Raw genomic sequence first — 26,738 nt, 5'->3', positions numbered from 1 at the left:
AGCGGATGGCGCTGAATATAGAGGACTATGCCCTCATCAGCGACAGCTACACTGGCGCGCTCGTTGGCTCTGATGGCAGCATCGACTGGCTATGCCTGCCGCGCTTCGATTCTCCCTCGCTATTCGGCGCGCTCCTGGGCGCAGAAGACCAGGGCCGCTGGCTGGTTGCTCCCGTTGATCCCAGCGCGACGTGCACGCGCGAATACATCGATGACACCTTCATCCTCCGCACGGTCTGGACCACGAAATCCGGCCAGGTGGAGGTGGTGGATCTCATGCCACATGGCGATCATCGAGCGGATGTCGCGCGCCTCGTCCGCGGGATCTCCGGCTCTGTCGAGATGCAGCAGGATCTTCGTATGCGCTTCGGCTATGGCTCCGTCATTCCGTGGGTGCGCCAGCTCAAAGGTGAACGGACCCACGGGCTCATCGCGGTGGCCGGTCCCGATGCCGTCGTGGTGCGCGGCCTGTATCTGCACGCTGAGGAGAAACGCCACGTCTCCTTTTTCACCGTGGATGCTGGCGACACGATCGAGCTGCAACTGACGTGGTATCCCTCTCATCGCCCGACACCCGAAGCCGCCGACGTGCCGGCCGTGATCGCCGCCTCAGCGGCGTGGTGGAACGAATGGGCGAAGGCCTGCGACCACGACGGACCATTCCACGCAGAGGTCGTGCGGTCGATGCTGGTGCTTCGAGCGCTGACCCACGAGGCGACAGGGGGCATCGTCGCCGCGGTGACCACCTCGCTCCCCGAGTCGTTCGGCGGCTCACGCAACTGGGACTATCGATATGTGTGGCTGCGAGACGCCGCGCTCACCCTGCAGGTGCTGCTCTCGCACGGCTATGCGAGCGAGGCTGAGGCCTGGCGCAATTGGCTGCTCCGCGCCATCGCCGGTGACCCGAATGATGTGCAGATCATGTATGGCCTTGCCGGCGAGCGCTATCTGCCGGAGCGTGAACTCGACTCGCTACCCGGCTACCGCGGAGCGGCTCCCGTCAGGGTCGGCAACGGCGCCGTGAGTCAGTTCCAGTCCGATGTCATCGGCGAGGTGATGGTGGCCCTGCATTCGGCGCGGGAGGCCGGCGTGGAGGAGATCGAATTCTCCTGGCCGCTCCAACGGTCGCTCATGTCGTTTCTTGAGAACAACTGGCGACGGCCGGATCACGGTATTTGGGAGGTACGCGGCCCCGCCCGTGATTTCACCCATTCCAAGGTCATGGTGTGGGCAGCTTTCGATCGTGGTGTGCGCGGCATTGAGGAATTCGGTCTCGCCGGACCGCTGAAACGCTGGACCGCACTCCGCGACGAGGTGCGCCGAGACATTGAAGAGCACGGGTTCAGCGTGGAACGCAACAGCTTCGTGCAGTACTTCGGGTCAGACGAAGTGGATGCGTCGCTCCTTGCACTCCCCCAGGTCGGGTTCTGCAGTGCCTCAGATCCACGCATGCTCGGAACCGTTGCCGCACTTGAAGCCGACCTCATGCGCGATGGCTTGCTCATGCGCTATCGAACGCACGCAGACGTCGACGGGCTGGAGCCCGGTGAGCATCCATTTATTGCATGCTCCTTCTGGCTCGTGGAGCAGTACGCGGCATCCGGTCGGACCGACGATGCTGTCGCACTCATGAACCGGCTGATCGGCCTGACGAACGACGTTGGACTGTTGTCTGAGGAGTACGACGTCACCAGCAAGCATCAAGCGGGGAACACGCCGCAAGCGTTGTCGCATTTGGCGCTGGTACGGGCAGCGGATGCCATCCTCGCTGCGACCGGACGTGCCGCTGGTTGAGGAGACTGCGACGAAGGAGCCGTCGTCTCGAAACCAACGTCCCCGACGGGCAAAACTGAACATCATAGAAAACCAACGAAATCTTTGTAGACACTCGTCGACATCCGCCTACAGCCGAATCCTAAATTGAAATACATGACTTCATCCACGCTCACCGCCAGGGATCTGGCGCAGATCGCGATCTTCGCTGCAATCATTGCTGCCCTTGGCCTTCCTGGCGCACTGAGCATTGGCGCTGGTGCCGTGCCGATCACGTTCCAGACGCTGGGCGTCATGCTGGCCGGAGCCATCCTCGGCGCGCGCAAGGGATTTCTGGCCGTCTTGCTCCTTCTCGTGTTGGCCGCTGCCGGGTTGCCGCTGCTCTCCGGCGGTCGCGGCGGACTGGTCTGGTTCACCACCTCTCCCGCTGCTGGCTACCCGTACGGCTGGCTGCTCGGTGTGGCCGTGATCGGTTTCCTCACCGCTCGCTTGCTCCCCCGCTACCCGTTCTGGCAGGCCATCGGTGCGACGTTCCTCGGCGGAGTCGTTGCCGTGTACCTCATCGGCATCCCCGTCACCGCCATCAACCTCGGCATCCCGCTGTGGGTGGCTGCTCTCGACAGCCTCAAGTTCCTGCCCGGTGACGTGATCAAGGTCGTCGTGACCGTCCTGGTCGCCCGCCAGGTGCACAAGGCGTACCCCGGCTTGATCTCCCCGGCGCGCTGGCGCCGAACGCCAGGCACCCGCGACGCCCCAGAGACCCCAGCACCGGTCGCACCGTGAGCACCATCCGCTTCGACGACGTCTCCCACTCCTTCGGCGATCGTCGGGTGCTCGACAGCCTGCAACTCACGCTGTCCGAGCACCGAATCGGCATCGTCGGCGCCAACGGGTCTGGCAAGTCGACCCTCGCCAGACTCATCAACGGACTCGTCACGCCCGACACAGGCACGGTTACGGTAGACGGGCTCGACGTCGCGCGGCACGCCAAAGAGGTGCGCCGCCGAATCGGCTTCATCTTCACGAACCCTGACAATCAGATTGTCATGCCGACGGTGCAGGAAGACGTGGCATTCACGCTCCGGCGACACAAACTGGGGGCTGCAGAGAGCGCAGCGCGAACGGCAGCGGCGCTGGAGCGATTCGGCCTCACCGCACACGCTGAGCACCCCGCTCACCGTTTGTCTGGCGGCCAGAAGCAGCTGTTGGCCCTGGCATCCGTTCTCGTCGCCGAACCCGACGTGATCGTCGCCGACGAACCGACGACGCTGCTCGACGCCCGCAACGCCCGACTCATTGCAGAGCAGTTCGAATCGATGAGCCAGCAGGTCATCATCGTCACTCATCACCTGAGCCTGTTGGAGCGATTCGACCGCGTCATCGTCCTCGAAGACGGACGCGTCGTCGCTGACGACGTGCCGGACGCCGCACTCGGGGCATACAGGTCACTGCTGGCATGATCGGCCTCTACTATCCGGGGCGCTCCTTCGTTCATCGGACGCCAACGCTATTGAAGCTCACCGTGCTGGCGGTGAGCGTCATCGGCGTCAGCCTGATCTCCGATCCCTGGTATCTGGCCGCTGCCCTTGGCGGCGTGGTCGTGCTCATTCTTCTGGCCGGGGTACCGCTTCGGGTTGTGTGGACCCAGGTGGCACCGGTCCTGTGGCTGCTCGTGATTGCCGTGCCGCTGCAGGCGATTTTCGCCGGCTGGGTTGTCGCCGCGCTGATGGCCGGTCGCTTGCTCATTGCGGTCGCTCTCGCTGCGCTGTTCACGCTGACGACAACCGTCACGTCCGTGCTTGAGACGTTCCAGGTGTTGCTCCGGCCGTTCCGCCGGTGGGTTGATACCGATCGCGTCGGCTTGCTCGTCGCTCTCACTATCCGATGCATTCCGCTCATCGCCGACATCGTCACAGAGGTACTGGAGGCACGGAAAGCCAGGGGCGTGCAGGGCTCAATGGTTGCGCTGGCCGTCCCTGTCGTCGTGCGTTCGCTGTACGCGGCAGACGCGATCGGCGAAGCCCTGACGGCGCGTGGATTCGACGACTGAACGACATCATCCATTCCGGCACAGGCACGCAGTCGATGTGCCGGCTCGTTCCGGCATGGCGCGGCCTCATCCCAGTATGGTGTTGTCCATGAAGGCCTCACTCATTCTGATTGCACTCGCCGCATCCGTGACACTGCTCACCGGCTGCGCCGCTTCCGGCTCCTCGGCCGAAGCGGGCATTCCCGGCGTCTGGGGTGCATCCCCAGAGTCGGGGGACGCCTACCTCGAACTTGCCGACGCCGGTGACCTGTCGGGCTCTGACGGCTGCAACCGCCTGATCGGCGGCTGGAGCGCGGATGACGACACCACCGTCACATTCACCGAGATCGGTTCGACGCGGATGGCCTGTGACGGCGTTGACACCTGGCTGTCGGACGCGGCGTCTGCCACACTCGACGGCGAGATCATGACGGTGCTCGATGCATCCGGGGCAGACATCGGCACGCTGGTCAAGCAAGGCGACTAGCCGCACCTTGGCAGAAACTCAGGTCGCACTGAGGTTCTTCAAAGGTAGACCGGGCACTCTGAAGGGGTCGAATTCTCGATTCACCTCGTACAGGAAGACTTCTCGTGCCCAAACTCCCCGCAATTCTTACGATCGTCGGCGTTACTCTCGCCCTCACCGCCTGCAGTAGCAGCGGTGATGACGCTGCGAACACCGACGCCGCTTCGGTGACGGATGAATGCACGACCTCAGGAACGAACTCTGACGCCATCTCGGTGAGCGGCGATTTCGGCACCGAGCCCACTGTCACCTTTGACGAGCCGCTCACCACAGAGACCACGGAGCGCAGCGTTGTCATCGAAGGCGATGGCGACGAGGCAGCAACAGACGGTTCGTTGCTGTACATCTCGTACACGGCATACAACGCCACCTCGGGCGAAACCATCGACAGCACCGGCTATGGCGATGAGGCCGCAACAGCGACCCTCACCGTCGACGACTCCCAGTACATCACCGGTCTCGTGAAGGCCCTCAACTGTTCTGTGACCGGCGACCGCGTCGTGGCGATCATGCCGCCAGACGAGGCGTTCGGCGAGACGGGCTCCACCGACTTCGGTGTGGGTGCAGACGACTCGATGATCTTCGTCATTGACGTCAACGAGGTTGTTCCGTCTCGCGCGACCGGCGTCGACCAGCCGGCAGAGGACGGTTTCCCCACCGTCAAGCTGGCCAAGGACGGCTCGCCGACCATCACGATTCCGAGCACCGACGCCCCGAGTGATCTCCAGATCTCCGTCCTCAAGAAGGGTGACGGCGCAGTCGTCGCCGACGGCGACACCGTCGCTCTTGAGTACACCGGCGTCGTCTGGGCCACCGGCAAGACCTTCGACAGCTCGTGGACGACCGCAGGCCCCACAACGCTCGCCACCGATCAGGTCGTTCCCGGGTTCAAGGCTGCACTGGTCGGCCAGACCGTCGGCTCACAGGTCTTGGTCGTCATCCCGCCGGCTGAGGGCTACGGCGAGGCGGGCAACGAACAGGCCGGCATCAGTGGCACTGACACCCTCGTGTTCGTCATCGATATCCTCGCAACGGCCCCGACCGCACCCACCGAAGTCGGATAGCGTTTAGCCGTTCACCACGAGTGCACCGGATGCCTGGCATCCGGTGCACTCGACGTTAACCGCCGGCCTCGCCAGCCGCCTCGGCACACCCAGAGGACAGAGCAGGCTTACGTGTCGCTGCACCGTGCCGATAGTGCTCCATAGTCACTGAGCGGAAGGTATAGCCCATGAAAACAGGATTCATCCTCGCAGCACTTCGCGGGCCACATCTCACCAAGTACCCACCGCGCATCGCGCTGGAGCCCGATCGTTTCGGCGATCTTCCGGCACTCCTCGTTGATCCGGTCGACCAGCGGGGTCGCACGGTATCCGGTATGTGGCTCCTCGCGGTGCAACAGCGCCCCCGGGGGGAAGCCATCTATGAATTGGTTGAGACGCGCTCGTTTGTGTAGGCCGGTTTGGGATCTGTTCGGGCGACCCCGACAGCGATAGCCTCGGCAGTGTCATGCTCGACGAGCATGCGTCACGGCCTGGAGGATACGCATGGACTGGAAAATCGAACTCGTCGCACTCCCCGTCACCGACGTCGACCGGGCTAAAGCCTTTTATGTCGACCAGGTCGGGTTCAATGCCGACTTCGACGAGCGAGTGAACGAGAGCCTGCGATTCGTGCAGCTCACGCCGCCCGGCTCGGCGTGCTCTATCTGCTTCGGCGAGGGGATCACTGAGATGCAACCCGGTTCGCAGAAGGGCATCCAGATCGTGGTCGCCGACGCCGATGCGGCGCGTGCCCAGCTTGTGGCTGCCGGCGTGGATGCCAGTCCGGTTGACGAACAGAGCTGGGGTCGTTTCGTCTATTTCGCCGATCCCGACGGCAACACGTGGGCATTGCAAGAGCTGCCCCAGCGCGACTGAGGCCTGCGACCATGACCGATCCTGACAACAAAGACAAGAAGACCCCGGCGGCGGATCTCGAGTATCCAGATGAGGCCGGCTACCCGGACGGCACCGGTACGCTCGACGAAGGCACACGGGCTGAAGCTGCTGGTCACGCCGACGAGGCTGATGAGGCTGATGAGGCTGATGAGGCCGACGAAAGCGATGAAGCACCCGTCGCTGAGGCGGCCGAAGAGGCCGCCGCGATCGAACATTTTGCAGACAACGACACCGAAGACGACTGACACGCCACACGCTGCCGGCTAGCTTCCGGCGAGCACAAGCACCGCCATCGCGGCGATCATCAGCCCTGAACACACGGCGTGCGAAACGCCGATACTCCGTTCTGCCCGCAGCGCAGGGGCAACCAGGATGGCAGCACACGCCAGCCACGTCGCAAGCACGGCCCACATCATCACGCCACCCTCCGTCATCGCATGCTGATCGCCCATCACTGACGCAGAGGCCGTAGCGGCCGCCAGCGACTGCGTCGCCACCTGGAGAGTTCCATGAGCCGGCATCACCAGCACAGCGAGCGACATGAAGCCAAGATCGACGACGGCAAGGCCCCCGACACACTTCTGCCAATGCTGGATCGATCCGCTGCCCAGCGCTGACAGTCTCCGCATCCGATCAACGGCGACCATCGTCACCACGATGAGCAGCAGCGCTCCGCCGAGTGCCACCGTCATGAGCGACGTGAATTCCGGCAGCAGCAGGGGGACGAACATGAGCGCGCCCATGCCCAGCATCGAGACCGTCGTCGATGCTCCGAGTAGCCACCGACCGCTCACCTGTCGCCCACGCACAAACTGTGCACCGGGTCGTGCGACAGGTCCCGCAACAGATCCCGCAACAGATCCCGCAACAGTGCGAGCACCGGGCCGTTGATGCCTGATCGCAACGACCATCGCGGCAACAGAGAGGCACAACGCCACCGCGATCATCGTTGCCCACTCCCCCCGCCACCGTTGGCGAGTCGTCCGTGCCACCGAACGCGTCGCGCCGGTTGGAGAAATATTGACATCACCGAAACGGCAGGGCAAGATGTGAGCTAGTTGAGCCAAGCTCACGTTGTGGGCCACTCGAAGATGAGGAGGCCACAATGCAGATTCCGGCTCCATTCGACTATGTCAGAGCCACAAATGTCGACGACGCCATCGCCCTTCTCGACCGGCACGGACCTGAGTCCCTGGTCGTCGCCGGCGGGCACAGCTTGCTCCCGATGATGCGTCTCCGGCTGGCCAGGCCGGAATGGCTCATCGACATCAACGACCTCTTCGAACTCGACTTCATCCTGAGACAGGATGATCGCTTGCGGGTGGGCGCGATGACACGGCACGCCGCACTCCTTGCATCAGCGGATGTCGTGAGCCTGTTCCCGATCATCGCCGACGCCGAGCGTGTGATTGCTGACCCAGTGGTGCGTAACCGCGGAACCATCGGTGGCTCGCTGTGCCAGGGAGATCCCGCGGAGGATCTCGCCACCGTGTGCGATGTCCTGCGCGCAGAAGTCGTGATCCGCGGACCAGGCGGCGAGCGCGTCATCCCCATGACCGAATTCCACCAGGGCCCGTATGAGACGGCCGTGGCCCACAACGAGATACTGTGCGAGATCCGTTTCCCCATTCATCCGCTCACGGGCAGCGCCTACGAGAAGGTGGAGCGCCGCGTTGGAGACTGGGCGATCGTGGCGGCCGGCGCCGCGGTGACACTCGCCGATGACGGCACCATCGCCGACGCCGCACTCGGTCTCACGGCGGTCGGGATCGAGGGAACCATCCCCACTGCCGAAGCTGTGCTCAGGGGGCAGAAGCCCTCAGCTGAGCTGTTCATCGAGGCCGGTCGGCTCGCCGCGGCAGCCGCAAAACCGGTTGCCGACCAACGCGGGCCGATCGACTACAAACTCCATCTCGCCGACGAGCTCACCCGCAGGGTGCTGCAGCGTGCCACGGCGCGCGCCATCGCCGACACCCCACAGGAAGGCTGAAGCCGATGCAGGTGAGCATGACGGTCAATGGCGACGACGTCACACGGGAGATCGAGCCGCGTGTCCTGCTCGTGCATTTCATCAGGGACACACTTCGACTGACGGGCACGCACTGGGGGTGCGACACGTCCAATTGCGGCACCTGCGTGGTGCTCATGGACGGCCAACCCGTGAAGTCATGCACCGTGCTTGCCGCCATGGCGGACGGGCATGCCATCACCACGGTGGAGGGACTGGCCGTCGGCGGCACGCTCGACCCCGTGCAGCAGGGATTCATGGAGGAACACGGCTTGCAATGCGGCTTCTGCACCCCAGGCATGATGCTCACCGCCCGCTCGCTGCTCGACAACAATCCCCACCCCAGCGACACCGAGATCCGCCAGGCAATCTCCGGCCAGATGTGTCGGTGCACGGGCTACGCCACCATCGTCAGATCGGTGCAGTGGGCAGCCGAACATCCACAGGCCGCCCCCGAAGCGGATGTTGTGATCGAGCAGGTTGAGATGGCCGAGACAGACGAAATGGTCGAGATACACGAACGCATCGCCGACGCCACTGAAAAGGAGGTCAGCGCATGACTATCGCACTCGACCACCCCGCCAACCCTGCAGCCGGAGACGAGGACCGCCCGATCGGCTACGGCCGCATCCAGCGCAAGGAAGATCCACGCTTCGTGAGGGGGAAGGGCCACTACGTCGATGACATCGTGCTGCCTGGCATGCTGCACGGCGCCATTCTGCGCGCGCCGGTCGCGCATGCCCGCTTGGTCTCCATCAACACCACCGCAGCACTTGCCCACCCTGGCGTTGTTGCTGTCATCACGGGACAAGACCTCCTCGGACTCAACCTGGCGTGGGCGCCCACCCTGTCGGCTGACGTCCAGGCCGTGCTCGTCACGGACAAAGTGCGCTTCCAGGGCCAGGAGGTTGCGTTCGTCGTGGCAGAGGACCGCTATGCAGCGCGTGATGCACTGGAACTCATCGAGGTCGAATACGACGTACTGCCCGCCGTTGTCGACGCCAGACGGGCGATGGATGCCGACGCTCCCGTCGTCCGCGACGAAATGGACGGCCGCACCGACAACCACATCTTCGATTGGGAGGCGGGAGACGCCGCTGCCACCGACGCCGTCTTCGCCACAGCCGACGTGATCATCTCGCAAGAGATTGTCTATCCACGCTCGCACCCTGCGCCCATGGAGACCTGCGGCGCCGTCGCCGACTTCGATCCGATCGACGGAACGCTCACCCTCTACGAGACCAGCCAGGCCCCGCACGCGCACCGCACCTTGTTCGCGATTGTCGCAGGCATCCCCGAGCACAAGATCAGGGTCGTGTCCCCCGACATCGGCGGCGGTTTTGGCAACAAGGTCGGGATCTACCCTGGATACATCCTCGCTGTCGTCGGGTCCATCGTCACCGGCAAGCCGGTCAAGTGGGTGGAAGACCGGTCGGAGAACCTCATGTCGACCTCCTTCGCCCGCGACTACATCATGCAGGGCGAGATCGCGGCGACGAAGGACGGCAAGATTCTCGCCGTGCGCACCAACGTCCTCGCCGACCACGGCGCCTTCAACGCGACGGCGCAGCCGACGAAGTACCCTGCGGGGTTCTTCCACATCTTCACCGGCAGCTACGACATCCAGGCTGCGCATTGCACAGTGACCGGCGTCTACACGAACAAGGCGCCTGGGGGCGTGGCATACGCCTGCTCATTCAGGGTCACGGAGGCCGTGTACCTGGTCGAGCGGCTGGTGGACATGCTCGCCCACAAGCTCGAGATCGACCCCGCTGAACTCCGGCTGAAGAACTTCATACAGCCAGACCAGTTTCCATACCCGAACAAGACCGGGTGGGAGTACGACTCAGGCAACTACGAAGCGACGATGCGGCTCTCGATGGAGATTGCCGGGTACGACGAGCTTCGGCGCGAGCAGAAAGAGAAGCGGGAACGCGGCGAACTGATGGGCATCGGCGTTGCCTTCTTCACGGAGACTGTCGGCGCCGGACCCCGAAAGCACATGGACATCGTCGGCCTCGGAATGAACGACGGCGCGGAGCTGCGCGTCCATCCGACGGGCAAAGCGGTCGTACGAATCTCAGTCCAGAGCCAGGGGCAGGGACACGAAACAACCTTCGCCCAGATCGTGGCGGAGGAGATAGGCATCCCCCCTGAGGACATCGACGTCGTGCACGGCGACACCGACCAGACCCCGTTCGGTCTGGGCACCTATGGCAGCCGGTCGACGCCCGTCAGCGGCGGAGCGGTGGCTCTCGTCGCCAGGAAGGTGCGTGAGAAGGCGCGACTGATCGCCGCAGCGATGCTGGAGACCCGACCGGAAGACCTGGAATGGGAGAAGGGCCGCTGGTTCGTGACCGGCGACCCGAGCGTGGGAAAAACCATCGCAGAAATTGCGATGGGCGCGCATGGCACTGTGGCGCTCCCCGAGGGCGTGGATGGCAACCTCGACGCGGAGGTGACCTACGATCCGCCCAATCTAACGTTCCCGTACGGTGCATACATCTGCGTTGTCGACATCGATCCAGGTACCGGCCACGTTACGGTACGACGCTTCATCGCCGTTGACGACTGTGGAACCCGCATCAACCCCATGATCATCGAGGGCCAGGTGCACGGCGGTCTGACGGATGGCGTTGGCATGGCGCTTATGCAGCTCATCGAGTTTGACGAGGCAGGCAACAACCTGGGCGGCACATTCATGGACTATCTCATCCCCACCGCGATGGAAGTTCCGAATTGGGAGACCGGGTTCACCGTCACCCCGTCGCCGCATCACCCGATCGGCGCAAAGGGCATCGGAGAGTCGGCCACAGTCGGGTCTCCCCCGGCCATCGTCAACGCGATCGTCGACGCACTCTCGCCGCTCGGTGTCACCCATATGGACATGCCGTGCACGCCAGCCAGGGTCTGGGAGGCCATGCAGGGCAGAGCACGGCCCCCGATCTAACATGGCAACGTCACCCGACATGGCACCACCGCCCGACGTGGAGTCACCGCCCGACCCCGCATCACAGGGAGACACCCTGTCCACGCGCGCGCACGAACTCGCAGCGCGCCGCGAAGCGTTCGTGCGCGCCACCGTCGTGCGTGCGCAACGGCCGACAAGCACACGGCCAGGAGACACCGCGCTGGTGAACGCACGCGGCGAGATCGACGGATTCGTCGGCGGCAACTGCGTCGAAGCATCCGTTCGGCAATACGGCTTGATGACGCTCTCGACCGGTGAACCGCTGCTGCTCAGGGTGTTGCCTGGCGAACCGTCTGCGGAGCCGGAGTCCGGCGTGGTCGAAGTGACGAACCCGTGCCTGAGCGGCGGCGCCATTGAGATTTTCCTCGAACCCAGGCTTCCGGCTCCCCGGGTCGTCGTGGTCGGTACCACCCCGATTGCGCATGCCATCGTCGCCGTCGGTACCGCGGCAGGGTGGAGCATGGCCCTCCGGGATGGCCTGTCGGTGGACCCAGCACCCGATGACGCCGCTCTTGTTGTTGCCTCACACGGCCGCGACGAGGAGCCGGCCCTTGAAGCGGCGTTGATAGCGCAGGTGCCTTACGTCGGCCTGGTTGCCAGCCCACGGCGCGGCGCAGCAGTGGTGAGTTCGCTGGGCGCTGCAGAGGCGGATCGCATCCGGGTGCACAGTCCTGCTGGGCTCGACATCGGCGCCAAGACGCCGGGAGAGATCGCGGTGTCGATCTTTGCGCAGTTGATTCAGGAGCGCGCGACGTTCCGACCGCCCAGCACCCAGCAGGCATCAACCATCGCCGTCGATCCGGTCTGTGGCATGTCAGTCGCCGCTGTGTCGGCATCCATTCATGTCGATGTCAACGGTGAGACGTACTACTTCTGCTCTGCCTCCTGCCAGACAACCTTCCTCGCCAGCCCGGAACAGTATGTCGCCGCCCGGTGATTTCTCGCCTCGTGGCCGAGGATGTCGAGGGCCACGATGATCGATTCGACCCGACCGGGCGCAACGGATGACGTGCGTAGCCAAATTCCAGACGTCGAGGCACTGCGCACAGCTCTCGACGATGTCGGCTATCTGGCCGATGCGGGCCTGGCCACCGCCCTCTTCCTGGCTGTGCGCCTGCCGCAGCCCATCCTGCTCGAGGGCGAACCCGGCGTGGGGAAGACTGAGGCAGCGCTCGCGCTGGCACGGGTGCTCGACACTCCGCTCTTCCGGCTGCAGTGCTACGAGGGCATCGATGCCGGGGAAGCACTCTACGAGTGGAACTATCCGCGCCAATTGCTCGGCATCCGCTTGGCAGAGGCAAACAGGTCGAATGTAGACGAGATAGAACTGTTCGGGCCGGAGTACCTGCTGCGCCGGCCGCTACTCAAGGCTATCGAGCATCGCGGCCCGCGTCCGGCTGTGCTGTTGCTCGACGAAATCGACAGGGCGGATGCCGAGTTTGAAGCATTCACGTTCGAGATGCTCGCAGAGGCCGCCGTCACAATCCCGGAGCTCGGCACGGTACGCGCGTCGCATCCCCCTGTCGTCGTCCTGACATCAAATCGCACCCGTGACCTGCACGACGCGCTGACCCGCCGATGCCTGTACCACTGGATCGACTACCCATCGCCGGATCGAATCGCAGAGATCGTGCGCCGGAAGGTCCCACAGAGCGCGGAACCGCTTGCACTGCAGGCCGCATCGGCCGTCGCCCGGCTGCGCTCGCTCGATCTCGACAAACCCCCTGGCATCGCAGAAGCGATCGACTGGGTGTCGGCGCTGACCGTGCTGGGCGTCGACCGGCTCGATGTACCGAGCATTGATCGCACCTGGGGATCGCTCCTCAAGAACCGTGACGATCGCGAGCTCGGAACTGCGCGAGGCGCCGCCTGGCTGATGGAGAGCCAGGGACAGCACGAGGGTCAGCATGGCTGAACAACGTCGCCACCCAGCACCCAGCGTCGAAGCCGCATCGCTGGCGGTGGGGATCACGACGGCGCTGCGGCGGGCTGGACTGCCCAGCTCCCCCGATCGTGCGGCGAGACTCTCCCGGGCATTTCGTCTTGTTCCGCCCCTCACCATCGACGCACTGTATTGGACGTGCAGGGTCGTGTTCGTCACCGGCAGGGACCAGCTCGACCTGTTCGACGCGGCGTTCGCGGCAATCTTCGCGGGAACCGGCGACCCTGCAGAGAGCCGCGGCGACCCGAATGCACCGCCGACTATGGCGCCATCGCCAGCACGGCCAACGGCCAGCGATCAGCGCCCTGAGGCATCGCCCCAGGACGTGCCGAGTGTTGATCCCGCCGTCACTGTCGGTACCGGCGGAGGCGGTGACGGTGACGACTCGCAGGAGTCAACGCGCGACGCGATTCTTGCCGCCGCATCCGTCGACGAACGCCTTCATGAGACGTCATTCGCGCAGCTCACGCCTGAGGAGTTGCTGCACATGCACGAGCTGGTGCGGAAGCTGGTGATGTCGACGCCGGTCAGGCTGAGCCGTCGAACACGCCCCTCGCTGCACGGTGGCAGGGTCGACCTCCGCCGCACAGTGCGGGCAGCCCATCGAACCGGTGGCGATGCGCAGAGGCTCATATACGCCGAGTGCACAGCGCGGCCGCGCCAGCTTGTGCTGCTCTGCGACGTCTCCGGCTCGATGGAGCCGTACACGCGCGTCTTCCTCTCCTTGCTGCAGGGCGCCGTCGCGGGCGCGCGGGCGGAGGCCTTCGTCTTCTCGACCCGATTGACGCGGCTGACGCGCCAACTGACGGCCCGCGACCCTGACCGGGCGCTGGCCCGTGCGGCCGAGCACGCGCCAGACTGGGCTGGCGGAACCAGGCTCGCGGAGAGCATCCGCAGTTTCATTGATGAGTACGGCCGTCGCGGTCTCGCGAGGGGCGCCGTAGTCGTCGTGTTGTCGGATGGCTGGGCGCAGGATGACCCCGATCAGGTCGCCGTTCAGATGAAGCGCCTCCGGCTGCTCGCGCGCACGATCGTCTGGGTGAACCCGCGCAAGTCTGCGGAGGGCTACCAGCCGTTGGTCGGCGGCATGGCGGCTGCGCTCCCCTACTGCGATGCCTTTGTCAGCGGACACAGCTACGCGGCATTGGCGGATGTCGCCAGGGCGATTCACACCGACACGAATGGTGCTGCGCCCATTCACCCCGAACATCTTCACTCGACCGCATCCAGATGACGAACAGAGGACACCGCCATGCAGATTGAAAGCACCTTCAGCGTTGATGCACCCATCGACCAGGTTTGGGATGCCCTGATGGATTTTGAACGGGTGGCCGGCTGCGTGCCGGGGGCCGAGATCCTGAACAAGCTCTCTGACGACACCTACCAGGTGGCCATGAAAGTGAAGCTGGGTCCAATTGCCATGCAATACCGCGGCCAGCTCACCGTGGCTGAACGAGACGCCGACCAGCATCGGGCCGTGTTCGACGGCCGGGCCCAGGAGACGAGGGGGCAAGGCACCGCGCAGGGGTCTGCGACGCTGGTGCTCGCCGAGTCAGACGGGCACACCACCGGTTTCGTCACGGCGAATGTCGATCTCTCCGGCAAGGTCGCAGCGATGGGCAAGAGCATCATTGGCGGCGTGACCGATCAAATGATGTCTCTTTTCGCCGACAACCTTCAGGCAATGCTCGGGGAAGCGACGCAGCAGACCGGGCCAGAGGTGGCCGGAGCTACCAGCGCGGCTAGCGGACCCGAAGCCACGGCGCGCAGCGCCACCACCTCCACACGAGCCGCCACCCATTCGAACGCGGCGCACTCCTCCACCGCCCCCGACAACAGCCTGAATGCGTTCTCGTTCATGAGCCGAATGGTCATGGACCAGCTTTCCCAGCCAGGGCGTCTCATCGGCGTGCTCGCCGCTGTCGCGTTCGTTGCGTTCCGCGTTGGCAAGCGCGTAGGTCAGAAATCACCGCAGTGACCACGCAGCAACGGAGCCTCAGCCATGCGTGACGTTCTCGACACATTGTTGGCCGAGTGGCACACCGGCGAGGTGGCCGGACTGGCAACGGTCGTGCGCACCTTCCAATCGGCACCGCGGCCTGCCGGGGCATCGATGCTGGTCACCGCGCAGGGGGCAGTCGTCGGGTCCGTATCCGGCGGGTGTGTTGAGAGCGCGGTCTACGAGCTGGCCACCCAGGTGATCGCAGAGGGGAAGCCAGAACTGGTGCGCTACGGCATCAGCGACGAAGACGCCTTCTCGGTCGGCCTGACGTGTGGCGGCATCCTGGACGTTTTCGTTGAACCCATCTCACCGCACACGTTCGCCGACCTTTCCGTACTCGGAACAGACATTGGGAACGACGTGCCGGTGGCCGTCGCAACCGTGATCGAGCATCCGGATGCCAGTTGGATCGGCCGCCATCTTGTGGTGCGCCCGCACTCAATCAGCGGTGATCTCGGATCAGCGGAGGCGAATCGCGCTGTCGGAGAGGACGCCCAGGGGATGCTGGCGGTCGGCAGGAATGGCACTCTCCCCTATGGGCCCAACGGGGAACGTCAGGACACCGGGATGCGGGTGTTTTTCCAGAGCTTCGCCCCCAAGCCGCGCATGCTGGTCTTTGGCGCCATCGACTTCGCTGCGGCGCTGGCCACACTCGGGACCTACCTCGGCTACAGGGTCACGGTGTGTGATGCCCGCGAAGTGTTCGCCACCCCCGCCCGATTCCCTGCCGCGGCTGAGGTCATCGTGGCTTGGCCGCACAACTACCTCGCAGGGCAGTACGCCACAAGACTGCTCGATGCGCGAACTGTGATCTGCGTGCTCACCCACGATCCCAAGTTCGACGTCCCGCTGCTGCAAGTGGCCCTGCGCGGCCCACGGGTCGCCTACATCGGCGCCATGGGATCCCGACGCACGCACGAGGACAGACTCGCTCGGCTGCGCGCCGCTGGTGTAAACGAGCCTGAACTGTCGGCACTCCACAGCCCGATCGGCTTGGATCTGGGCGCGCGCACGCCGGAAGAAACCGCGGTGTCAATCGCGGCCGAGATCATCGCCTTGCAATGGGGCGGCAGCCGAGAACCCCTGGTGAGGCTGACCGATCGCATCCATCACGACGAGCCGCTTGAGGCCAGCCCCGATCCGCTGTAGCGAGCTAGGTGACGGCGATGAGGTCGATCTTTCTGATGTCAGGGTCGCCGACCAGCAGCTGTGGCCCGTTCTCCGCAACGGCAGCCGGGATGGCGCCGGTGAGGTGCGCCTGCCGGCCATCTTCCGTCTCGAACGTGTCAAAGATTCCAAAGTGCGTGTCGTCGATCTTGAAGGCGTACCAGGTCTTGGTCTCAGGTTCCCCGGCCGCGATTTCGCGAGCAGAGGCCAGGAAGTCCCAGACATCTCGCCCTTTACCCGGTTGGGCTTCCACCAACACCAACAGTCCAAACTTGAGTGCCATCACCGTCTCCTCAGCGTCGCTTCGCAATCGGCGACATCGCGTGACTGCGTGACGGCCATGGCGGCCGTGATCCGAGTGTATGAATATGCTTCGGATCGGACAATGGGACGCTGCACCGCGAACCAGCGTTGGTATCGCGATCGCGATGTGGGTGGAGTTCCCGCCCGACCTAGTGTTCAGAGCGCGGTGGACGCAGTCGGGTTTCCTCAAGGTCGAGCATCGCCTGCGCTTGGGCAAGGATGCGCGACGGGTAGTCCCCACGCCCTCTGGCAGCGAGCAGACTCTGGCGCTCCGCATCGACGACGGCCATCCGGAGTTGTCGATAGGTGCGGTGCGGCGTCTCCCCAGAGCCGGCGCCCAGGTCGTTCGCGCGCTCCCAGGCTGACTCCGAACGGAGGAACGACGATTGGCGTACGCGCTCGACGACGTCAGGGTCGATCACGTCGTCATGGTTGATCGCTGCCGCGGGGTCATCCAGCACGGCAAGTCCGTCGTAGCTGATCTCATCGAGGAGAGTGGCGAGCTGCTCGCGGTCCTTCGATTCATCCACGCCCTGGATGCCGAGCACACGGATCAGCAACGGCAGGGTGCCGCCCTGCACGACGAGCGTCACCACGGCGACGGTGAAGGCAATGAGGATGAGCTGCTCGCGGTACGGCGTTTCCTCCGGCAGCGACTGGGCTGCGGCAAGCGTGACTACACCTCGCATGCCTGACCAGCCCAGCACGATTCCCCCACGCCAATCGATGGCCTCGTCACGCAGCTGCGTGAGATCGGCTCGACGGCGTGCGTAGAGTTTCTCCGCCCGAATGCGTTGCTTGGTCTTCAGGCGGCTCGTACTGGGATGAGTGCGGAAGTACCCCAGCATCAACCAGAGGCCGAGCGTCTTCTTCTCCGTGCGGGCGGCCTGTGCGTGCAACCCAAGCACAAGCGGCCCTACCCAGAGGAATCGCAGCACGATCAGCGCAGCCGTGGCGATGAGCCCGATGAACACCGCATTGGCTGCGCTGATGGTTCCCGGTGCAACGTTCTCGATGAGCGTTCGGATCTCAAGACCGATGACGAGGAAGACTGCGTTCTCAAGCAGGAACTGAACGGTGCGCCAGTTGATGCGGTCGCTGACCCTGGACTGCGCGGTGAAGATCGCGGGACTGGCATGCCCCGTGTACAGGCCGGCGACCACGACGGCCAGCACTCCTGAGGCGTGAATTCCCTCTGCGGGCAAGAACGCGATAAAGGGGACGGCGAGCGAGATCGCGGTGTCGAGTACGGGGTCGTTCAACTTGGATCGCACGAACACGGTGACGAAGCCGGCTGCCAGCCCGATTGCGATGGCAAGGACCACCGCGTAGAAGAAGTCGACCACACCGTCCCAGGGGCTGATGATCGCGCCGCCCGCCACGGCGACCGCAGACCGCAAGAGCACCAGCGCTGTCGCGTCGTTGACAAGCCCTTCGCCCTCGAGCATCGTGAGGATGCGCGGGGGAAGACCAAGGCGACGTCCAACGGATGTCGCGGCCACGGCATCCGGTGGACTGATGATCGCTCCCAGCGCCACGGCAGCGGCGAAGTTGAGGTCGGGCAGCAGTGTGTAGAGCAGGAAGCCGACGCCGAACGCGGTAACAATGACCAGGACCACGGACAGGCTCGTGATAGTTCCCAGGTTTCGGCGGAAATCGATGATCGGAACGCTGATCGCGGCGGCGTAGAGAATGGGCGGGAGGAGGACGTCGAGCACGACCTCGCTGGGCAGGATGAACGGCGGCATGCCAGGCATATACGAGAGCGCGACGCCGGCGCCCACCAGCAGGATGGGCGCGGCGACTCCCAGACGTTTGGAGAACGCGGCAGCGGCCACGATGATGGCCAGGCCAATTACGCCATAGATACCAAGTTCCATTATTCGGTCAGGTCCTTGGAGCTGATAGCGCGCGTCCCATCCATTGTCTGAGGCCTTTCGACGTGTCGAAAGCAATCACTTAGTTAAGATCGCACTAACTATATTGCGTCGAACTGAGTGATCTACTCAGGAAAGTGACCGCAATGGTGACTGCTCACCACCAACGTTAAGCCATGCTCGCCCAGGCGCCGAGGGTCTGCACGCACTGTGGCCGCACCATCACCAGGATTGCGCCTGCCGCGGAGTAGCGGCTAGAACGCCACTTCCAGCGTCTCGGGCTCCTCCACCGGTTCTACGAATTCGACGGCAGCCCGCGCGGCCGGGTTCTGCGCCTGTTGCGCCGCGTGCAGCGCGCCGATGTAGCCGAAGACGCCGGCGGGGGCGATGCTCGCGCCTGGCCCTGGGTAGGTGTGTCCCATGACCGACGCCGTGTTGTTGCCGGCCGCATAGAGGCCCTCAATCACCGACCCGTCGGTGCGCAGCACCCGTGCGAACTCGTCGGTGACGAGACCGCCCTTGGTGCCGAGGTCTCCCGGATACACCTTGAAGGCATGGAACGGCCCGCGCTCAATCGGCCCGAGGTTCGGGTTGGGCTTGATGCCAGGGTCTCCGTAGTAGCGGTCGTATGCGGTGCGCCCACGCTGGAAGTCCCTGTCGACTCCGGCCGATGCAAAGCGATTGAAACGGGCGACCGTCTCCGCGAAGGTTGCCGGGTCGACGCCGATTTTCGCGACGAGCTCCTCGATAGTGTCGGCCATCACAATTTCACCGGCCTCGGTCATTTCCTTCTTGGCAGCGAGGGCGAATGTGTTGAGATAGCGCTTGGTGTGCCGGGAATCGGTGACGAGCCAGGAGTGGATGGCCGGGCTGACCTTGTTGTGCTCGAGCATGTGGTGACCGAAGTCGACGTATGACTCAGACTCGTTGAGGTAGCGGCTACCCTTCTGGTCGACGACCATGCTGAACGGCATCGACCGCTCGCCGAGGATGAAGCTGTTGCTGCCGGGCTTCAGAATCACGCCGGCGCCCCACCAGGCGTCCTCCATCATCGCGATCTCGCCACCGGCATCCATTCCGACCTGGATGCCCGTGCCCATCTGGCCATCCGGAGCTGCAGACCAGCCGGGGATGCCCTGGTACTTCTGCCGCCAGGCCGTGTTGCGGGCAAAGCCTCCGGCGCCGAGCATGATGCCGCGGCGCGTGCGGATGCGGCGCTCCTGGCCGTCATGCTGCACAACCGCTCCAACGACGCGGCCGTCCTCAATGAGCACCTCGGTGATCGGCGACTCCAGCCAGACGGGAATCTCGTGCTTGCGCGCAATGTGCATGAGATTCCCGGCGAGTGCCGGCCCCATGCCGCGAGCCTGCTGGCCGATGATCCCATGCCCGAGCACCCGCAGTACGAGTTGCGCACCGCGAACGAAGCCGCCCAGCGACGACCACGCCCGGCTTAGTAGCCAAAAGTCGTCGTTGCGGACAGGCAAAGGGACACCCTGCTTCATGCGAGAGAGCCGCTGGTAACCCTTGAGCTTCCGCATGTTGAACGAGGTGACCTCGATGCTGCGGCCGATCTTGCCGCCGGGGAGGTCGGGGTAGTAGTCGGGATAGTCCTTCGCACGTGACCACTTCACACCCTCGTCGGCGAGCAGATTGACGTAGTTCGGGATGGCGGTGAGAAAAGCGAGCTTGCGTTCCCTGCTCGTCCACGGGCCGACGTCGCCGATCACGGCATCCATGTAGGCGAGCGCTTCGTCGATCGAGTCCTGCGCGCCATCCCGATTCATGAGCGGATTGTTCGGCACCCAGAGCCCGCCCCCAGAGATGCACGTCGTGCCGCCCCAGAGGGCTTCGCTTTCAACGACGAGGGTGTCGAGTCCGTTGATCTTCGCTGTGATCGCGGCCGAGAGGCCGGCGGCGCCCGTACCGGCCACGAGATAGTCGACGGTGTCGTCCCAGTGGCCTGGTGAAACGTGGGCGGCTGGGTCGTGAGCGGAAGCTGGCATTGCGATCTCCTCTGACCGGGCAAAACCGAGACGGTGCGTCTCACTTTCCCGAAAGTTACGCCAGTTTTATGCGTACCGCAAGAGGCGGTTCGGCGACCGGAACGTCGCACATTCAGTCGACGGAGGATTTCGACTCGACGCCCACGCCGAAGCGTCGCTTTTGTACCCGAGGGACATCAGCTTGCTGCCTATCTGGGCAGCGTCATGCCCGAGCGCGACAGGTCACAGAGGTCAGGTTGTTCTTGCTCAAAAAGTGTTTCAAGAGCCTCGCTGCCGTGCGCCATGACGAACATCGCCTCATCGTCGGTCGCAGGAACCACCTGGAGCCACGTCGCGTAGACATCCTCGTCTTCGTAAGGCGGGAATCCTTCGTCCCAAGTGAACGGCGGAAGAAGCAAGGCGTGCGGCGTTGTCACCGCCTGCCCGTGATTCGCGAACGCATCGGAAATCACTGTTCCTGGTCGTGATGGCCCTCCATCAGCAACATAAAACGCGCAGTACGCAAGACCGTAACCGAAGATTGTCCATTCTGATGCGGCACAGCCGACAAGCTCGGTGACAACCGGCTTCTCGCTATTTTTCCTATATCCCGTATCAAAGAAGCTCATCGCGACCGTAGCCCACGAAGTAAAAGACCGAGCAGGGCAGTCTGGAATGGAAAACCCGCCGATCGCATGCCCTGAGATGGCAGTCTCATACTTTTCAACCACAGGTGCCGCACTATGCTGCCCGAAGCCAGCAAGAGCCTTGTCGCGCGCAATATAGGAATTGATCATGTATCACCAATGCTTGGTCTACGAGCAGCTCGGCTCGATGCTGTCCGTGAGGCGCTTCGCGGAGAGGCGGAATGCTTGCCCTCGCCCGCAACTACCTTGTCGCCGGGATAAACGGGATCGCGATCTTCGGGTTAACAACACGGGTGCCTGCTGAAGACACCCCGACAATGGACACAACGAGGTGCCCAATCCAAGCCGCCCAAACCAGCACATTCGCCACGAGAAGCGTTGGCGGCAGTCCCCGGCTGGCTTGCATATCTCCAGTCAGAACGAGCCCGAAAATCATGTTGAACAACACAAGGGCTGCCGCGATCGCTGCGACAAGCGTCACAGTAATCGCCCAGTTTGCTGCCCACCGCGAATTCTCGCGCACCAGCAAGTCCGGGTGCCGGCGGTTCTTAGCCGCGAACACACCGAGCAAAATCGGAGCAAGCACCGCGCCAAAGAACGGAACAAACCAGAGGAACCCAATCCCCCAAAAACGGCGGCCGGACGCGTTCGGCACGGGCGAGTACTGGAACGTCATTTGCTCCGAAGGAAGAGATGTCATGTCGGATTGCATTCTAGTTCCGCCAAAAGGCCGCATGTCGAATTCTGGATCAGATCGGGCTTCGCACTCGCTCCCGTCCCGAGGTTGGTAGCGGGCTCAGAAGAGCTACCGGTCGTCACCCAAACGGGAATCAACTTCGGACTGCCATTTCTTGCTGAGATCTATGCTGTGGAGCGAAGTGTCATTCGAGTACTGGGGGGTGTACACGAAGTCAGAATCCAATGACCGCGTTTCGGCAGAATAGTGGAGCTTGAGCTGAGTCGGAATCGCAACACCCAACTCGTTGCAACCGTCATAGAGGCGCTTCAGCTGCGCGGTCCCAAAGTTCACCAATGACTTCTGGCGTGGGATCGATGTGTCTACGCCGGGAACCTTGCTCTTAGCCACGAGCTCTCCCCGAACCACGAAGAACGGGTCGAAGAAGAGTGTGCCATTCAAACTTTACTGGACGGCCCGTCGCGGGATCAGTCTCGATCTTCACCTCGACTGAGACTCTTTCTGGTCCGCCTTCCCTCTTCGGGTCCAAAGCGCGAGCCCACTGGTTTTCGATTCGTCGGTAGTCGCTCAGATTTACAGGTGAGATCACGCAACGGTCAGGATTGAACTTCTTGAGATGCTCCATTGTTCTCTCGTTGACAATGAGCCCGGGCACGCCAGGAACATGAGCGAAGTCATCCACACCGATTACTCCAGTGACTGCCAAACACACAAGATCCGGAAGAGTCATCCCATCGAATGTTCCGAGCTCAGCCATCTGCGACTCGAAAGCGAGCGTAAACGGGCTGCTTTCAAGCCCTGTGAACCCGTCAAGAGTCGACGCCAATTGTGGAGTCACGAGATAGAGCCCTTGGATCGTCGACAAGTCCGAAACAGGCATCTCCCACAGGACCAGATCAACTCGAGCAAATGGCTTCACACCTTGGACCAGTGCGGCCGGGTCTTGGTCAAATTCAGCACCGTCGCCAAGACCGAAGGGCACGTCAGGCTCGAGGAGAAAAGAGCTCATAGATAGATAACCCAATCAAGCGTTCCTAGGGAAGTCGTCTCACGATAAAACTCGCATTGACAATCGCGTCCGGGTTCAACTGGACCCGGACAGCATCCGCCGCGGATACCAGCGACCCACCCAAGACGCTGCGTAGATCGGTGACTCCTGCAGCAATTGCGACATCTTCGTCGGTGTAGGCCCGAATTTCCTCCGGAAATTGACCCGGGGCAAATTCATGCGAGCCAGTTGGAACCCAGACCACTGCCCGGAGGAACTCCTCAGAAAGTGTCTCGTCACCCACAAGGCCAGCGGCATGAAGCTGAACGAACCGTTCAAGTCGATTCCTAGCTTCAGGCCAACCGAGCGCAGTCGGCGATGGACGATAGTCCGGGTTTGGAACGAAGTCGCCGGTGATTTCTCCCTCCTCAGAGACCTTCCACGCTCCCTCGATCCCTGCAGGCGGAACCTCCTCATTCGCGTTGAGTTCAGGGTCAACGACATAGACCCACGCGCCAGGACTCTGCGCGGCGAGTTGGCGGAGCGCAGACGTAATCGGCGGAATGAAACGATCGTTGACGTTCACGGCTTACCCCTAACAGTTGCGAATAACAGTTGCGAAAGCGGACCGGTGGATCGATCCTTACGCGGGGAACTCGACGCCCTAGACCTGTCCTCCACCGAGGCCCAAAGGTCGCAAGTCGAGTTCTGCATCAAATCCCGGCTTCGCTCCCGGCCCGAGGATGGGCGCGGGCTAACCTTGCTCTTTGGCGAGCGACAACTGGACTTCGCTCTGCCAAGTGCTACTCAGCTCAGAACTGTCCAACGTTGCATCGTGGGAATACTGCGGTTCGTACTCGAACTCCGCATCGAGCGAACCCGCTTGAACGGAATAATGGAGCTTGAGCTGCGTAGGTATGGCAGTCCCCGAATCCTTACCAGCGTCGTACAAGCGCCTAAGCTGCTCGTTCCCGTACTTCACCATCGCCCGTTGACGAGGGATAGATGTATCTACTCCGGGAAGGCTCTCTCGGGCCACTACTTGCCCGTGGACAACAAAGAACGGGTCAAAGAAGACAGTCCGGTCCTCAATCGAACCGTAGATGAAAATGTCGCTCGCCGATTTGCCCGCGTACTCTAGGCACACTGCGATCATCTCGGATTGGGCGTCTGCGAGAAGTTCCTCTAAGGAATCCATTTGTCTGCCCCAAATTCTATTCATTCATCAATGAGCGCTCGAAGAAGCGGTTGTCAATCGTATACTCAACGTCGAACCTAACCGGCCGCCCCGTCGCAGGATCGGTTTCTATTCTCATATCGACGGAGACCTTCTTTGGCCCGCCCGGCTGCTCTGGTTTTAGTGCCTTGGCCCACTGTTCCTCAATTCGGCGGTACTGACTAAGGTTCACGTTTTTCAGCTGCGAGACTATGTTGTCGAGCTCTGGTGATCCACCAAATCGATCCCCCGCGAGGTGCCCTGCGTGGTCGCCCGGGAGTTTGCCTGGCGTTTTCGGATTATGCGGAAGCCGGCCCTCATGCGTTTTCAGATTCAGATCGTCCGCATGGAAGCTCGAGATGTGGCCGTTCTTATCGGTCGTGTAGATGTACTCGAACTCACCGGTCTTGTACGTGACATTTGGTTTGAGCGTGCCATCTGAGTTGAAGTGCTCACCATTTCTGAGCGTCACACCCGCAATCTCAGCACTCTTGATGCCTTTCAGCCCCTTGAGGGTCTTGAGCACGCCTGCCCCACCAAGCAGGAGAAGCGCAACGTTGGTAGTGACTCGCCCTGTCCCTTCGCCGGCATATTCGTCCCACTGGTCGGCAGCGATGAAATCGTCCCACAGCGCTTTGGCCACGCCCCCAGGGTCCTCGACTATCGCGCCAATAATGCCGCCCCAGAGATCGCCGACGTATTGATCCCACCACGATTTGCCGCCACCGAACCAGTCGTCGAACATGTACTTGATCGGCAGCATGTCCCACGCGCCAACAACTGTGTCCCCGACCTGGAGGATGACTCCTTCGACGAATCGTCCGGGGAACTGGAGGATCTGATCCCACCATTCGATTCCGGGTTTCTCATTCGAAGTCTGCCCGGCCGCTGCGCGTATCTCGGCAGCAATTTCATCACCGGACCGCGTGAAGCCGGCAAGTGCAGTTTGTGCGCGGGCCTGCGCGCTTGAGAGTGCCACCGCACCAGGGTCTCTGAACGGGGCGACCACCGCCTCTCGCGTTCCCGGCTCGGCGGCGTAGGCCCTTCGCTTCGCCGCACGGTGCTCTTGGAGCGCGGCCGCGGTGGCATTCTCGGCCCTGGCCGCGTCCTGAATCGCCGCCTCGATTTCCGCCCGCGCCGAGAGGAATGCCGACTGGTACCGGAGCATGGCCGACGCAGCCCTACTGAACGCGGCCGGCGCTTTGCCGGTCCGCGCTGTTTCCCGGGGGACGAACGATTCCCAGCTGGACGCTGCGCGCCCGTGCCACTCGGGCAGGGACATCGTCTGCCAAGCACTGGTGACGGCGCGTGCAGGGCCAGCACCGGCACCTACCGCCTCCAGAACCGTAGAGATCGCCGTGGGGCTCCCGGGAAGAACCGTTTCAACCGATGAACTGCCGGAGATCATCGGCTCATCCCAAGCCCGGATGCTGCATTCGATAGGAGCGTGTCCAGACGACTCGTGTCAGCTGCAGCACCGGTGAGAAGCCGCGAAGCTTCACTGGCCGCGTTCCCACGCAGCTGGAACTCACCGGACCATGCCGACCGGAAAGCGACAAGAGCAGCCGCGACTTCCGCATGGCCCAGATTGCCGCTCGACAAGTTGTGCACGGGATGCGTTCCGATCGCGTTTCCGATCGTTGTCGCGTTGGTCGCTGCATTCCGCAACTGCTGCGGCGAGCACTGAAAGGTACTCATTCACTTCTCCGGAACTGCAGCACCCAAATTATGGGGACCGCCACTGATACTTCCATCGGGTAACAACTCAAGATCGATAGCGATCGGCGGCGCACCGTTCGTGATCGGAGGTGGCGTTTCTCGGGAACGCAGGTCTACGACCACGCCATGCTCTGAACCAGGATCGATGAACAGATGCCTGGCTCGAACAGGAAGGCCGAAGAATTTTATGCCGGTTAGGCGAACCCAGTCGTACCCATCCTCGGCATTGTCCAGGTCAATCTGATCTTCTGCAACCATGAAGCGCGCGAGTTTTTCTTGGCTCGAAAACACCGGGGAAACGAGCTGACCAGTCACAGTGAACACCGGCGCCCCGAAGTAGTCCGGACGATGCAGATACATCTCGCTGAGGTCAAACAGTTGCCAAAGTTTGCCTGTGTCGGCAAGCCCCCGACTCCATAGCTCGGCGAACTCTACAAGAAGCGGACGCTCAACTTGATCACCTTCCGGCGTCACAGCATTGGCCGCGCTAGGCACAGGCGACGCTCGTTCGCTCGGCGACATACCTCGACGTGTCAGTTGATCTTCGAGGCGATTTGAGAATCGAGGTCGCGCATCGCGTTCGCGGTCCCGGTCAGGAACTGCTGGATCTCGTTCAACTGTGAGATCAGCGTGTTCGCGCTCGTCGTGTACTTCGTGTAAGCGTCGTTGAACTTGCCCGACGCCTGATCGGTGACGAAGCCCGAGGAAACGAGCTGGCCGATCTGGGTCTGCATGTTCTGTAACTTCGTTGTGATCTCGTCACGACCCGCACCCAACTGGGTTGCTGCGGTCTCGATCTCGGCGTAGCTGACCTTGATATTCGACATAGAAGCGGGCCTCTTTCAATAAGCAGTAGCTAGATAACGGTTAAATGCATCCGGAATCATAGATCCCCCCGGAACTGCCAATCACAGCGCGCAAACTTACGGTCTGCTCGCATTGGCCAATC

At 62.9% G+C, this 26,738-nt stretch carries 29 protein-coding genes; 17 read left to right on the top strand and 12 right to left on the bottom strand.

Annotated features, from left to right (window positions below; all coding sequences use genetic code 11):
* The first annotated feature begins 5 nt into the window (after nucleotides 1-5).
* From AC25Y4_RS01890 to AC25Y4_RS01850, 9 genes are all read left to right on the top strand, one after another.
* Nucleotides 6-1,793 carry a glycoside hydrolase family 15 protein gene (locus tag AC25Y4_RS01890; protein ID WP_488118671.1) on the top strand — a complete coding sequence of 596 codons (1,788 nt, stop codon included), beginning with the start codon at nucleotides 6-8 and terminating at the stop codon, nucleotides 1,791-1,793.
* A 135-nt stretch (nucleotides 1,794-1,928) separates the two neighbouring features.
* Nucleotides 1,929-2,555: a biotin transporter BioY gene (locus tag AC25Y4_RS01885; protein WP_488118670.1), complete on the top strand. Its 627-nt coding sequence runs from the start codon at nucleotides 1,929-1,931 to the stop codon at nucleotides 2,553-2,555.
* Nucleotides 2,552-3,232: an energy-coupling factor ABC transporter ATP-binding protein gene (locus AC25Y4_RS01880; RefSeq protein WP_488118669.1), complete on the top strand. Its 681-nt coding sequence runs from the start codon at nucleotides 2,552-2,554 to the stop codon at nucleotides 3,230-3,232. Before AC25Y4_RS01885 ends, AC25Y4_RS01880 begins: the two co-directional genes overlap by 4 nt.
* Nucleotides 3,229-3,822 (top strand): energy-coupling factor transporter transmembrane component T family protein, encoded by a 594-nt coding sequence (locus tag AC25Y4_RS01875; protein WP_488118668.1) that lies wholly within the window; start codon nucleotides 3,229-3,231, stop codon nucleotides 3,820-3,822. The genes AC25Y4_RS01880 and AC25Y4_RS01875 overlap by 4 nt, the downstream gene beginning before the upstream one ends.
* 88 nt (nucleotides 3,823-3,910) lie before the next feature.
* Entirely contained in the window at nucleotides 3,911-4,288 is a 378-nt protein-coding gene (locus tag AC25Y4_RS01870; protein ID WP_488118667.1) for an META domain-containing protein, read from the top strand.
* A 104-nt stretch (nucleotides 4,289-4,392) separates the two neighbouring features.
* Nucleotides 4,393-5,391 (top strand): FKBP-type peptidyl-prolyl cis-trans isomerase, encoded by a 999-nt coding sequence (locus AC25Y4_RS01865; protein WP_488118666.1) that lies wholly within the window; start codon nucleotides 4,393-4,395, stop codon nucleotides 5,389-5,391.
* A 167-nt stretch (nucleotides 5,392-5,558) separates the two neighbouring features.
* Nucleotides 5,559-5,783, top strand: coding sequence for a hypothetical protein (locus tag AC25Y4_RS01860; protein ID WP_488118665.1), 225 nt, complete (start codon nucleotides 5,559-5,561; stop codon nucleotides 5,781-5,783).
* Between the two features lie 91 nt (nucleotides 5,784-5,874).
* A complete protein-coding gene (locus tag AC25Y4_RS01855; protein WP_488118664.1) occupies nucleotides 5,875-6,246 on the top strand; it encodes a glyoxalase superfamily protein in 372 nt (123 codons plus the stop codon).
* Between the two features lie 11 nt (nucleotides 6,247-6,257).
* Nucleotides 6,258-6,512 carry a hypothetical protein gene (locus tag AC25Y4_RS01850; RefSeq protein ID WP_488118663.1) on the top strand — a complete coding sequence of 85 codons (255 nt, stop codon included), beginning with the start codon at nucleotides 6,258-6,260 and terminating at the stop codon, nucleotides 6,510-6,512.
* Nucleotides 6,513-6,530: 18 nt separating this feature from the next.
* Here the strand turns inward: AC25Y4_RS01850 and AC25Y4_RS01845 are convergent, their stop codons facing one another.
* On the bottom strand, nucleotides 6,531-7,061 hold the full coding sequence (locus AC25Y4_RS01845; protein WP_488118662.1) for a hypothetical protein: 531 nt from the start codon (nucleotides 7,059-7,061) through the stop codon (nucleotides 6,531-6,533).
* 311 nt (nucleotides 7,062-7,372) lie between these two features.
* Between AC25Y4_RS01845 and AC25Y4_RS01840 the strand changes: the two genes are divergently transcribed.
* Genes AC25Y4_RS01840 through AC25Y4_RS01805 form a run of 8 tightly spaced genes read left to right on the top strand, consistent with a single transcriptional unit; the run spans nucleotide 7,373 to nucleotide 16,339 of the window.
* The gene (locus AC25Y4_RS01840; RefSeq protein WP_488118661.1) at nucleotides 7,373-8,257 is read left to right on the top strand and encodes an FAD binding domain-containing protein; all 885 of its coding nucleotides are present in this window, start codon (nucleotides 7,373-7,375) and stop codon (nucleotides 8,255-8,257) included.
* Nucleotides 8,258-8,262: 5 nt separating this feature from the next.
* Nucleotides 8,263-8,835 (top strand): (2Fe-2S)-binding protein, encoded by a 573-nt coding sequence (locus AC25Y4_RS01835; RefSeq protein WP_488118660.1) that lies wholly within the window; start codon nucleotides 8,263-8,265, stop codon nucleotides 8,833-8,835.
* Entirely contained in the window at nucleotides 8,832-11,225 is a 2,394-nt protein-coding gene (locus tag AC25Y4_RS01830) for an aerobic carbon-monoxide dehydrogenase large subunit (protein ID WP_488118659.1), read from the top strand. The genes AC25Y4_RS01835 and AC25Y4_RS01830 overlap by 4 nt, the downstream gene beginning before the upstream one ends.
* A gap of 19 nt (nucleotides 11,226-11,244) precedes the next feature.
* Nucleotides 11,245-12,183 carry an XdhC family protein gene (locus AC25Y4_RS01825; protein WP_488118658.1) on the top strand — a complete coding sequence of 313 codons (939 nt, stop codon included), beginning with the start codon at nucleotides 11,245-11,247 and terminating at the stop codon, nucleotides 12,181-12,183.
* 36 nt (nucleotides 12,184-12,219) lie between these two features.
* The gene (locus AC25Y4_RS01820; protein WP_488118657.1) at nucleotides 12,220-13,161 is read left to right on the top strand and encodes an AAA family ATPase; all 942 of its coding nucleotides are present in this window, start codon (nucleotides 12,220-12,222) and stop codon (nucleotides 13,159-13,161) included.
* Nucleotides 13,154-14,422 carry a vWA domain-containing protein gene (locus AC25Y4_RS01815; RefSeq protein WP_488118656.1) on the top strand — a complete coding sequence of 423 codons (1,269 nt, stop codon included), beginning with the start codon at nucleotides 13,154-13,156 and terminating at the stop codon, nucleotides 14,420-14,422. Before AC25Y4_RS01820 ends, AC25Y4_RS01815 begins: the two co-directional genes overlap by 8 nt.
* 18 nt (nucleotides 14,423-14,440) lie before the next feature.
* Nucleotides 14,441-15,166: an SRPBCC family protein gene (locus AC25Y4_RS01810; protein WP_488118655.1), complete on the top strand. Its 726-nt coding sequence runs from the start codon at nucleotides 14,441-14,443 to the stop codon at nucleotides 15,164-15,166.
* Nucleotides 15,167-15,190: 24 nt separating this feature from the next.
* Complete coding sequence (locus tag AC25Y4_RS01805) at nucleotides 15,191-16,339, top strand: XdhC family protein (protein WP_488118654.1); 1,149 nt, start codon at nucleotides 15,191-15,193, stop codon at nucleotides 16,337-16,339.
* 4 nt (nucleotides 16,340-16,343) lie between these two features.
* Here AC25Y4_RS01805 and AC25Y4_RS01800 read toward each other — a convergent pair whose 3' ends face one another.
* From AC25Y4_RS01800 to AC25Y4_RS01750, 11 genes are all read right to left on the bottom strand, one after another.
* The gene (locus tag AC25Y4_RS01800) at nucleotides 16,344-16,640 is read right to left on the bottom strand and encodes a putative quinol monooxygenase (RefSeq protein ID WP_488118653.1); all 297 of its coding nucleotides are present in this window, start codon (nucleotides 16,638-16,640) and stop codon (nucleotides 16,344-16,346) included.
* A gap of 169 nt (nucleotides 16,641-16,809) precedes the next feature.
* Nucleotides 16,810-18,540 (bottom strand): cation:proton antiporter, encoded by a 1,731-nt coding sequence (locus tag AC25Y4_RS01795; protein WP_488118652.1) that lies wholly within the window; start codon nucleotides 18,538-18,540, stop codon nucleotides 16,810-16,812.
* Between the two features lie 251 nt (nucleotides 18,541-18,791).
* A complete protein-coding gene (locus AC25Y4_RS01790; RefSeq protein WP_488118651.1) occupies nucleotides 18,792-20,543 on the bottom strand; it encodes an FAD-binding protein in 1,752 nt (583 codons plus the stop codon).
* A 188-nt stretch (nucleotides 20,544-20,731) separates the two neighbouring features.
* Nucleotides 20,732-21,319, bottom strand: coding sequence for a suppressor of fused domain protein (locus AC25Y4_RS01785; RefSeq protein ID WP_488118650.1), 588 nt, complete (start codon nucleotides 21,317-21,319; stop codon nucleotides 20,732-20,734).
* 91 nt (nucleotides 21,320-21,410) lie between these two features.
* A complete protein-coding gene (locus AC25Y4_RS01780) occupies nucleotides 21,411-21,869 on the bottom strand; it encodes a magnetosome magnetite crystal formation protein family (RefSeq protein ID WP_488118649.1) in 459 nt (152 codons plus the stop codon).
* A gap of 379 nt (nucleotides 21,870-22,248) precedes the next feature.
* Nucleotides 22,249-22,875, bottom strand: coding sequence for a hypothetical protein (locus tag AC25Y4_RS01775; RefSeq protein WP_488118648.1), 627 nt, complete (start codon nucleotides 22,873-22,875; stop codon nucleotides 22,249-22,251).
* Between the two features lie 25 nt (nucleotides 22,876-22,900).
* A complete protein-coding gene (locus AC25Y4_RS01770) occupies nucleotides 22,901-23,440 on the bottom strand; it encodes a type VII secretion system-associated protein (RefSeq protein WP_488118647.1) in 540 nt (179 codons plus the stop codon).
* Nucleotides 23,441-23,608: 168 nt separating this feature from the next.
* Nucleotides 23,609-24,052 (bottom strand): hypothetical protein, encoded by a 444-nt coding sequence (locus tag AC25Y4_RS01765; RefSeq protein WP_488118646.1) that lies wholly within the window; start codon nucleotides 24,050-24,052, stop codon nucleotides 23,609-23,611.
* A gap of 16 nt (nucleotides 24,053-24,068) precedes the next feature.
* Complete coding sequence (locus AC25Y4_RS01760) at nucleotides 24,069-25,478, bottom strand: DNA/RNA non-specific endonuclease (protein WP_488118645.1); 1,410 nt, start codon at nucleotides 25,476-25,478, stop codon at nucleotides 24,069-24,071.
* A 290-nt stretch (nucleotides 25,479-25,768) separates the two neighbouring features.
* Nucleotides 25,769-26,284, bottom strand: coding sequence for a hypothetical protein (locus AC25Y4_RS01755; RefSeq protein WP_488118644.1), 516 nt, complete (start codon nucleotides 26,282-26,284; stop codon nucleotides 25,769-25,771).
* Nucleotides 26,285-26,322: 38 nt separating this feature from the next.
* On the bottom strand, nucleotides 26,323-26,616 hold the full coding sequence (locus AC25Y4_RS01750; protein ID WP_488118643.1) for a WXG100 family type VII secretion target: 294 nt from the start codon (nucleotides 26,614-26,616) through the stop codon (nucleotides 26,323-26,325).
* Nucleotides 26,617-26,738: the final 122 nt, after the last annotated feature.

Source organism: Leifsonia sp. Y878 (genome assembly GCF_057669685.1).
This window is presented reverse-complemented; position numbering and strand designations above follow the sequence as displayed.

Bases quoted from the DNA above. Each gene is read 5' to 3' on its own strand.
- AC25Y4_RS01800 (WP_488118653.1), bottom strand. From the start codon at position 16,640: ATGGCACTCAAGTTTGGACTGTTGGTGTTGGTGGAAGCCCAACCGGGT.
- AC25Y4_RS01815 (WP_488118656.1), top strand. From the start codon at position 13,154: ATGGCTGAACAACGTCGCCACCCAGCACCCAGCGTCGAAGCCGCATCG.
- AC25Y4_RS01850 (WP_488118663.1), top strand. From the start codon at position 6,258: ATGACCGATCCTGACAACAAAGACAAGAAGACCCCGGCGGCGGATCTC.
- AC25Y4_RS01830 (WP_488118659.1), top strand. From the start codon at position 8,832: ATGACTATCGCACTCGACCACCCCGCCAACCCTGCAGCCGGAGACGAG.
- AC25Y4_RS01885 (WP_488118670.1), top strand. From the start codon at position 1,929: ATGACTTCATCCACGCTCACCGCCAGGGATCTGGCGCAGATCGCGATC.
- AC25Y4_RS01795 (WP_488118652.1), bottom strand. From the start codon at position 18,540: ATGGAACTTGGTATCTATGGCGTAATTGGCCTGGCCATCATCGTGGCC.
- AC25Y4_RS01790 (WP_488118651.1), bottom strand. From the start codon at position 20,543: ATGCCAGCTTCCGCTCACGACCCAGCCGCCCACGTTTCACCAGGCCAC.
- AC25Y4_RS01750 (WP_488118643.1), bottom strand. From the start codon at position 26,616: ATGTCGAATATCAAGGTCAGCTACGCCGAGATCGAGACCGCAGCAACC.
- AC25Y4_RS01860 (WP_488118665.1), top strand. From the start codon at position 5,559: ATGAAAACAGGATTCATCCTCGCAGCACTTCGCGGGCCACATCTCACC.
- AC25Y4_RS01775 (WP_488118648.1), bottom strand. From the start codon at position 22,875: ATGAGCTCTTTTCTCCTCGAGCCTGACGTGCCCTTCGGTCTTGGCGAC.
- AC25Y4_RS01805 (WP_488118654.1), top strand. From the start codon at position 15,191: ATGCGTGACGTTCTCGACACATTGTTGGCCGAGTGGCACACCGGCGAG.
- AC25Y4_RS01840 (WP_488118661.1), top strand. From the start codon at position 7,373: ATGCAGATTCCGGCTCCATTCGACTATGTCAGAGCCACAAATGTCGAC.
- AC25Y4_RS01875 (WP_488118668.1), top strand. From the start codon at position 3,229: ATGATCGGCCTCTACTATCCGGGGCGCTCCTTCGTTCATCGGACGCCA.
- AC25Y4_RS01835 (WP_488118660.1), top strand. From the start codon at position 8,263: ATGCAGGTGAGCATGACGGTCAATGGCGACGACGTCACACGGGAGATC.
- AC25Y4_RS01785 (WP_488118650.1), bottom strand. From the start codon at position 21,319: ATGATCAATTCCTATATTGCGCGCGACAAGGCTCTTGCTGGCTTCGGG.
- AC25Y4_RS01765 (WP_488118646.1), bottom strand. From the start codon at position 24,052: ATGGATTCCTTAGAGGAACTTCTCGCAGACGCCCAATCCGAGATGATC.
- AC25Y4_RS01855 (WP_488118664.1), top strand. From the start codon at position 5,875: ATGGACTGGAAAATCGAACTCGTCGCACTCCCCGTCACCGACGTCGAC.
- AC25Y4_RS01890 (WP_488118671.1), top strand. From the start codon at position 6: ATGGCGCTGAATATAGAGGACTATGCCCTCATCAGCGACAGCTACACT.
- AC25Y4_RS01870 (WP_488118667.1), top strand. From the start codon at position 3,911: ATGAAGGCCTCACTCATTCTGATTGCACTCGCCGCATCCGTGACACTG.
- AC25Y4_RS01760 (WP_488118645.1), bottom strand. From the start codon at position 25,478: ATGATCTCCGGCAGTTCATCGGTTGAAACGGTTCTTCCCGGGAGCCCC.
- AC25Y4_RS01780 (WP_488118649.1), bottom strand. From the start codon at position 21,869: ATGACATCTCTTCCTTCGGAGCAAATGACGTTCCAGTACTCGCCCGTG.
- AC25Y4_RS01810 (WP_488118655.1), top strand. From the start codon at position 14,441: ATGCAGATTGAAAGCACCTTCAGCGTTGATGCACCCATCGACCAGGTT.
- AC25Y4_RS01820 (WP_488118657.1), top strand. From the start codon at position 12,220: ATGATCGATTCGACCCGACCGGGCGCAACGGATGACGTGCGTAGCCAA.
- AC25Y4_RS01825 (WP_488118658.1), top strand. From the start codon at position 11,245: ATGGCACCACCGCCCGACGTGGAGTCACCGCCCGACCCCGCATCACAG.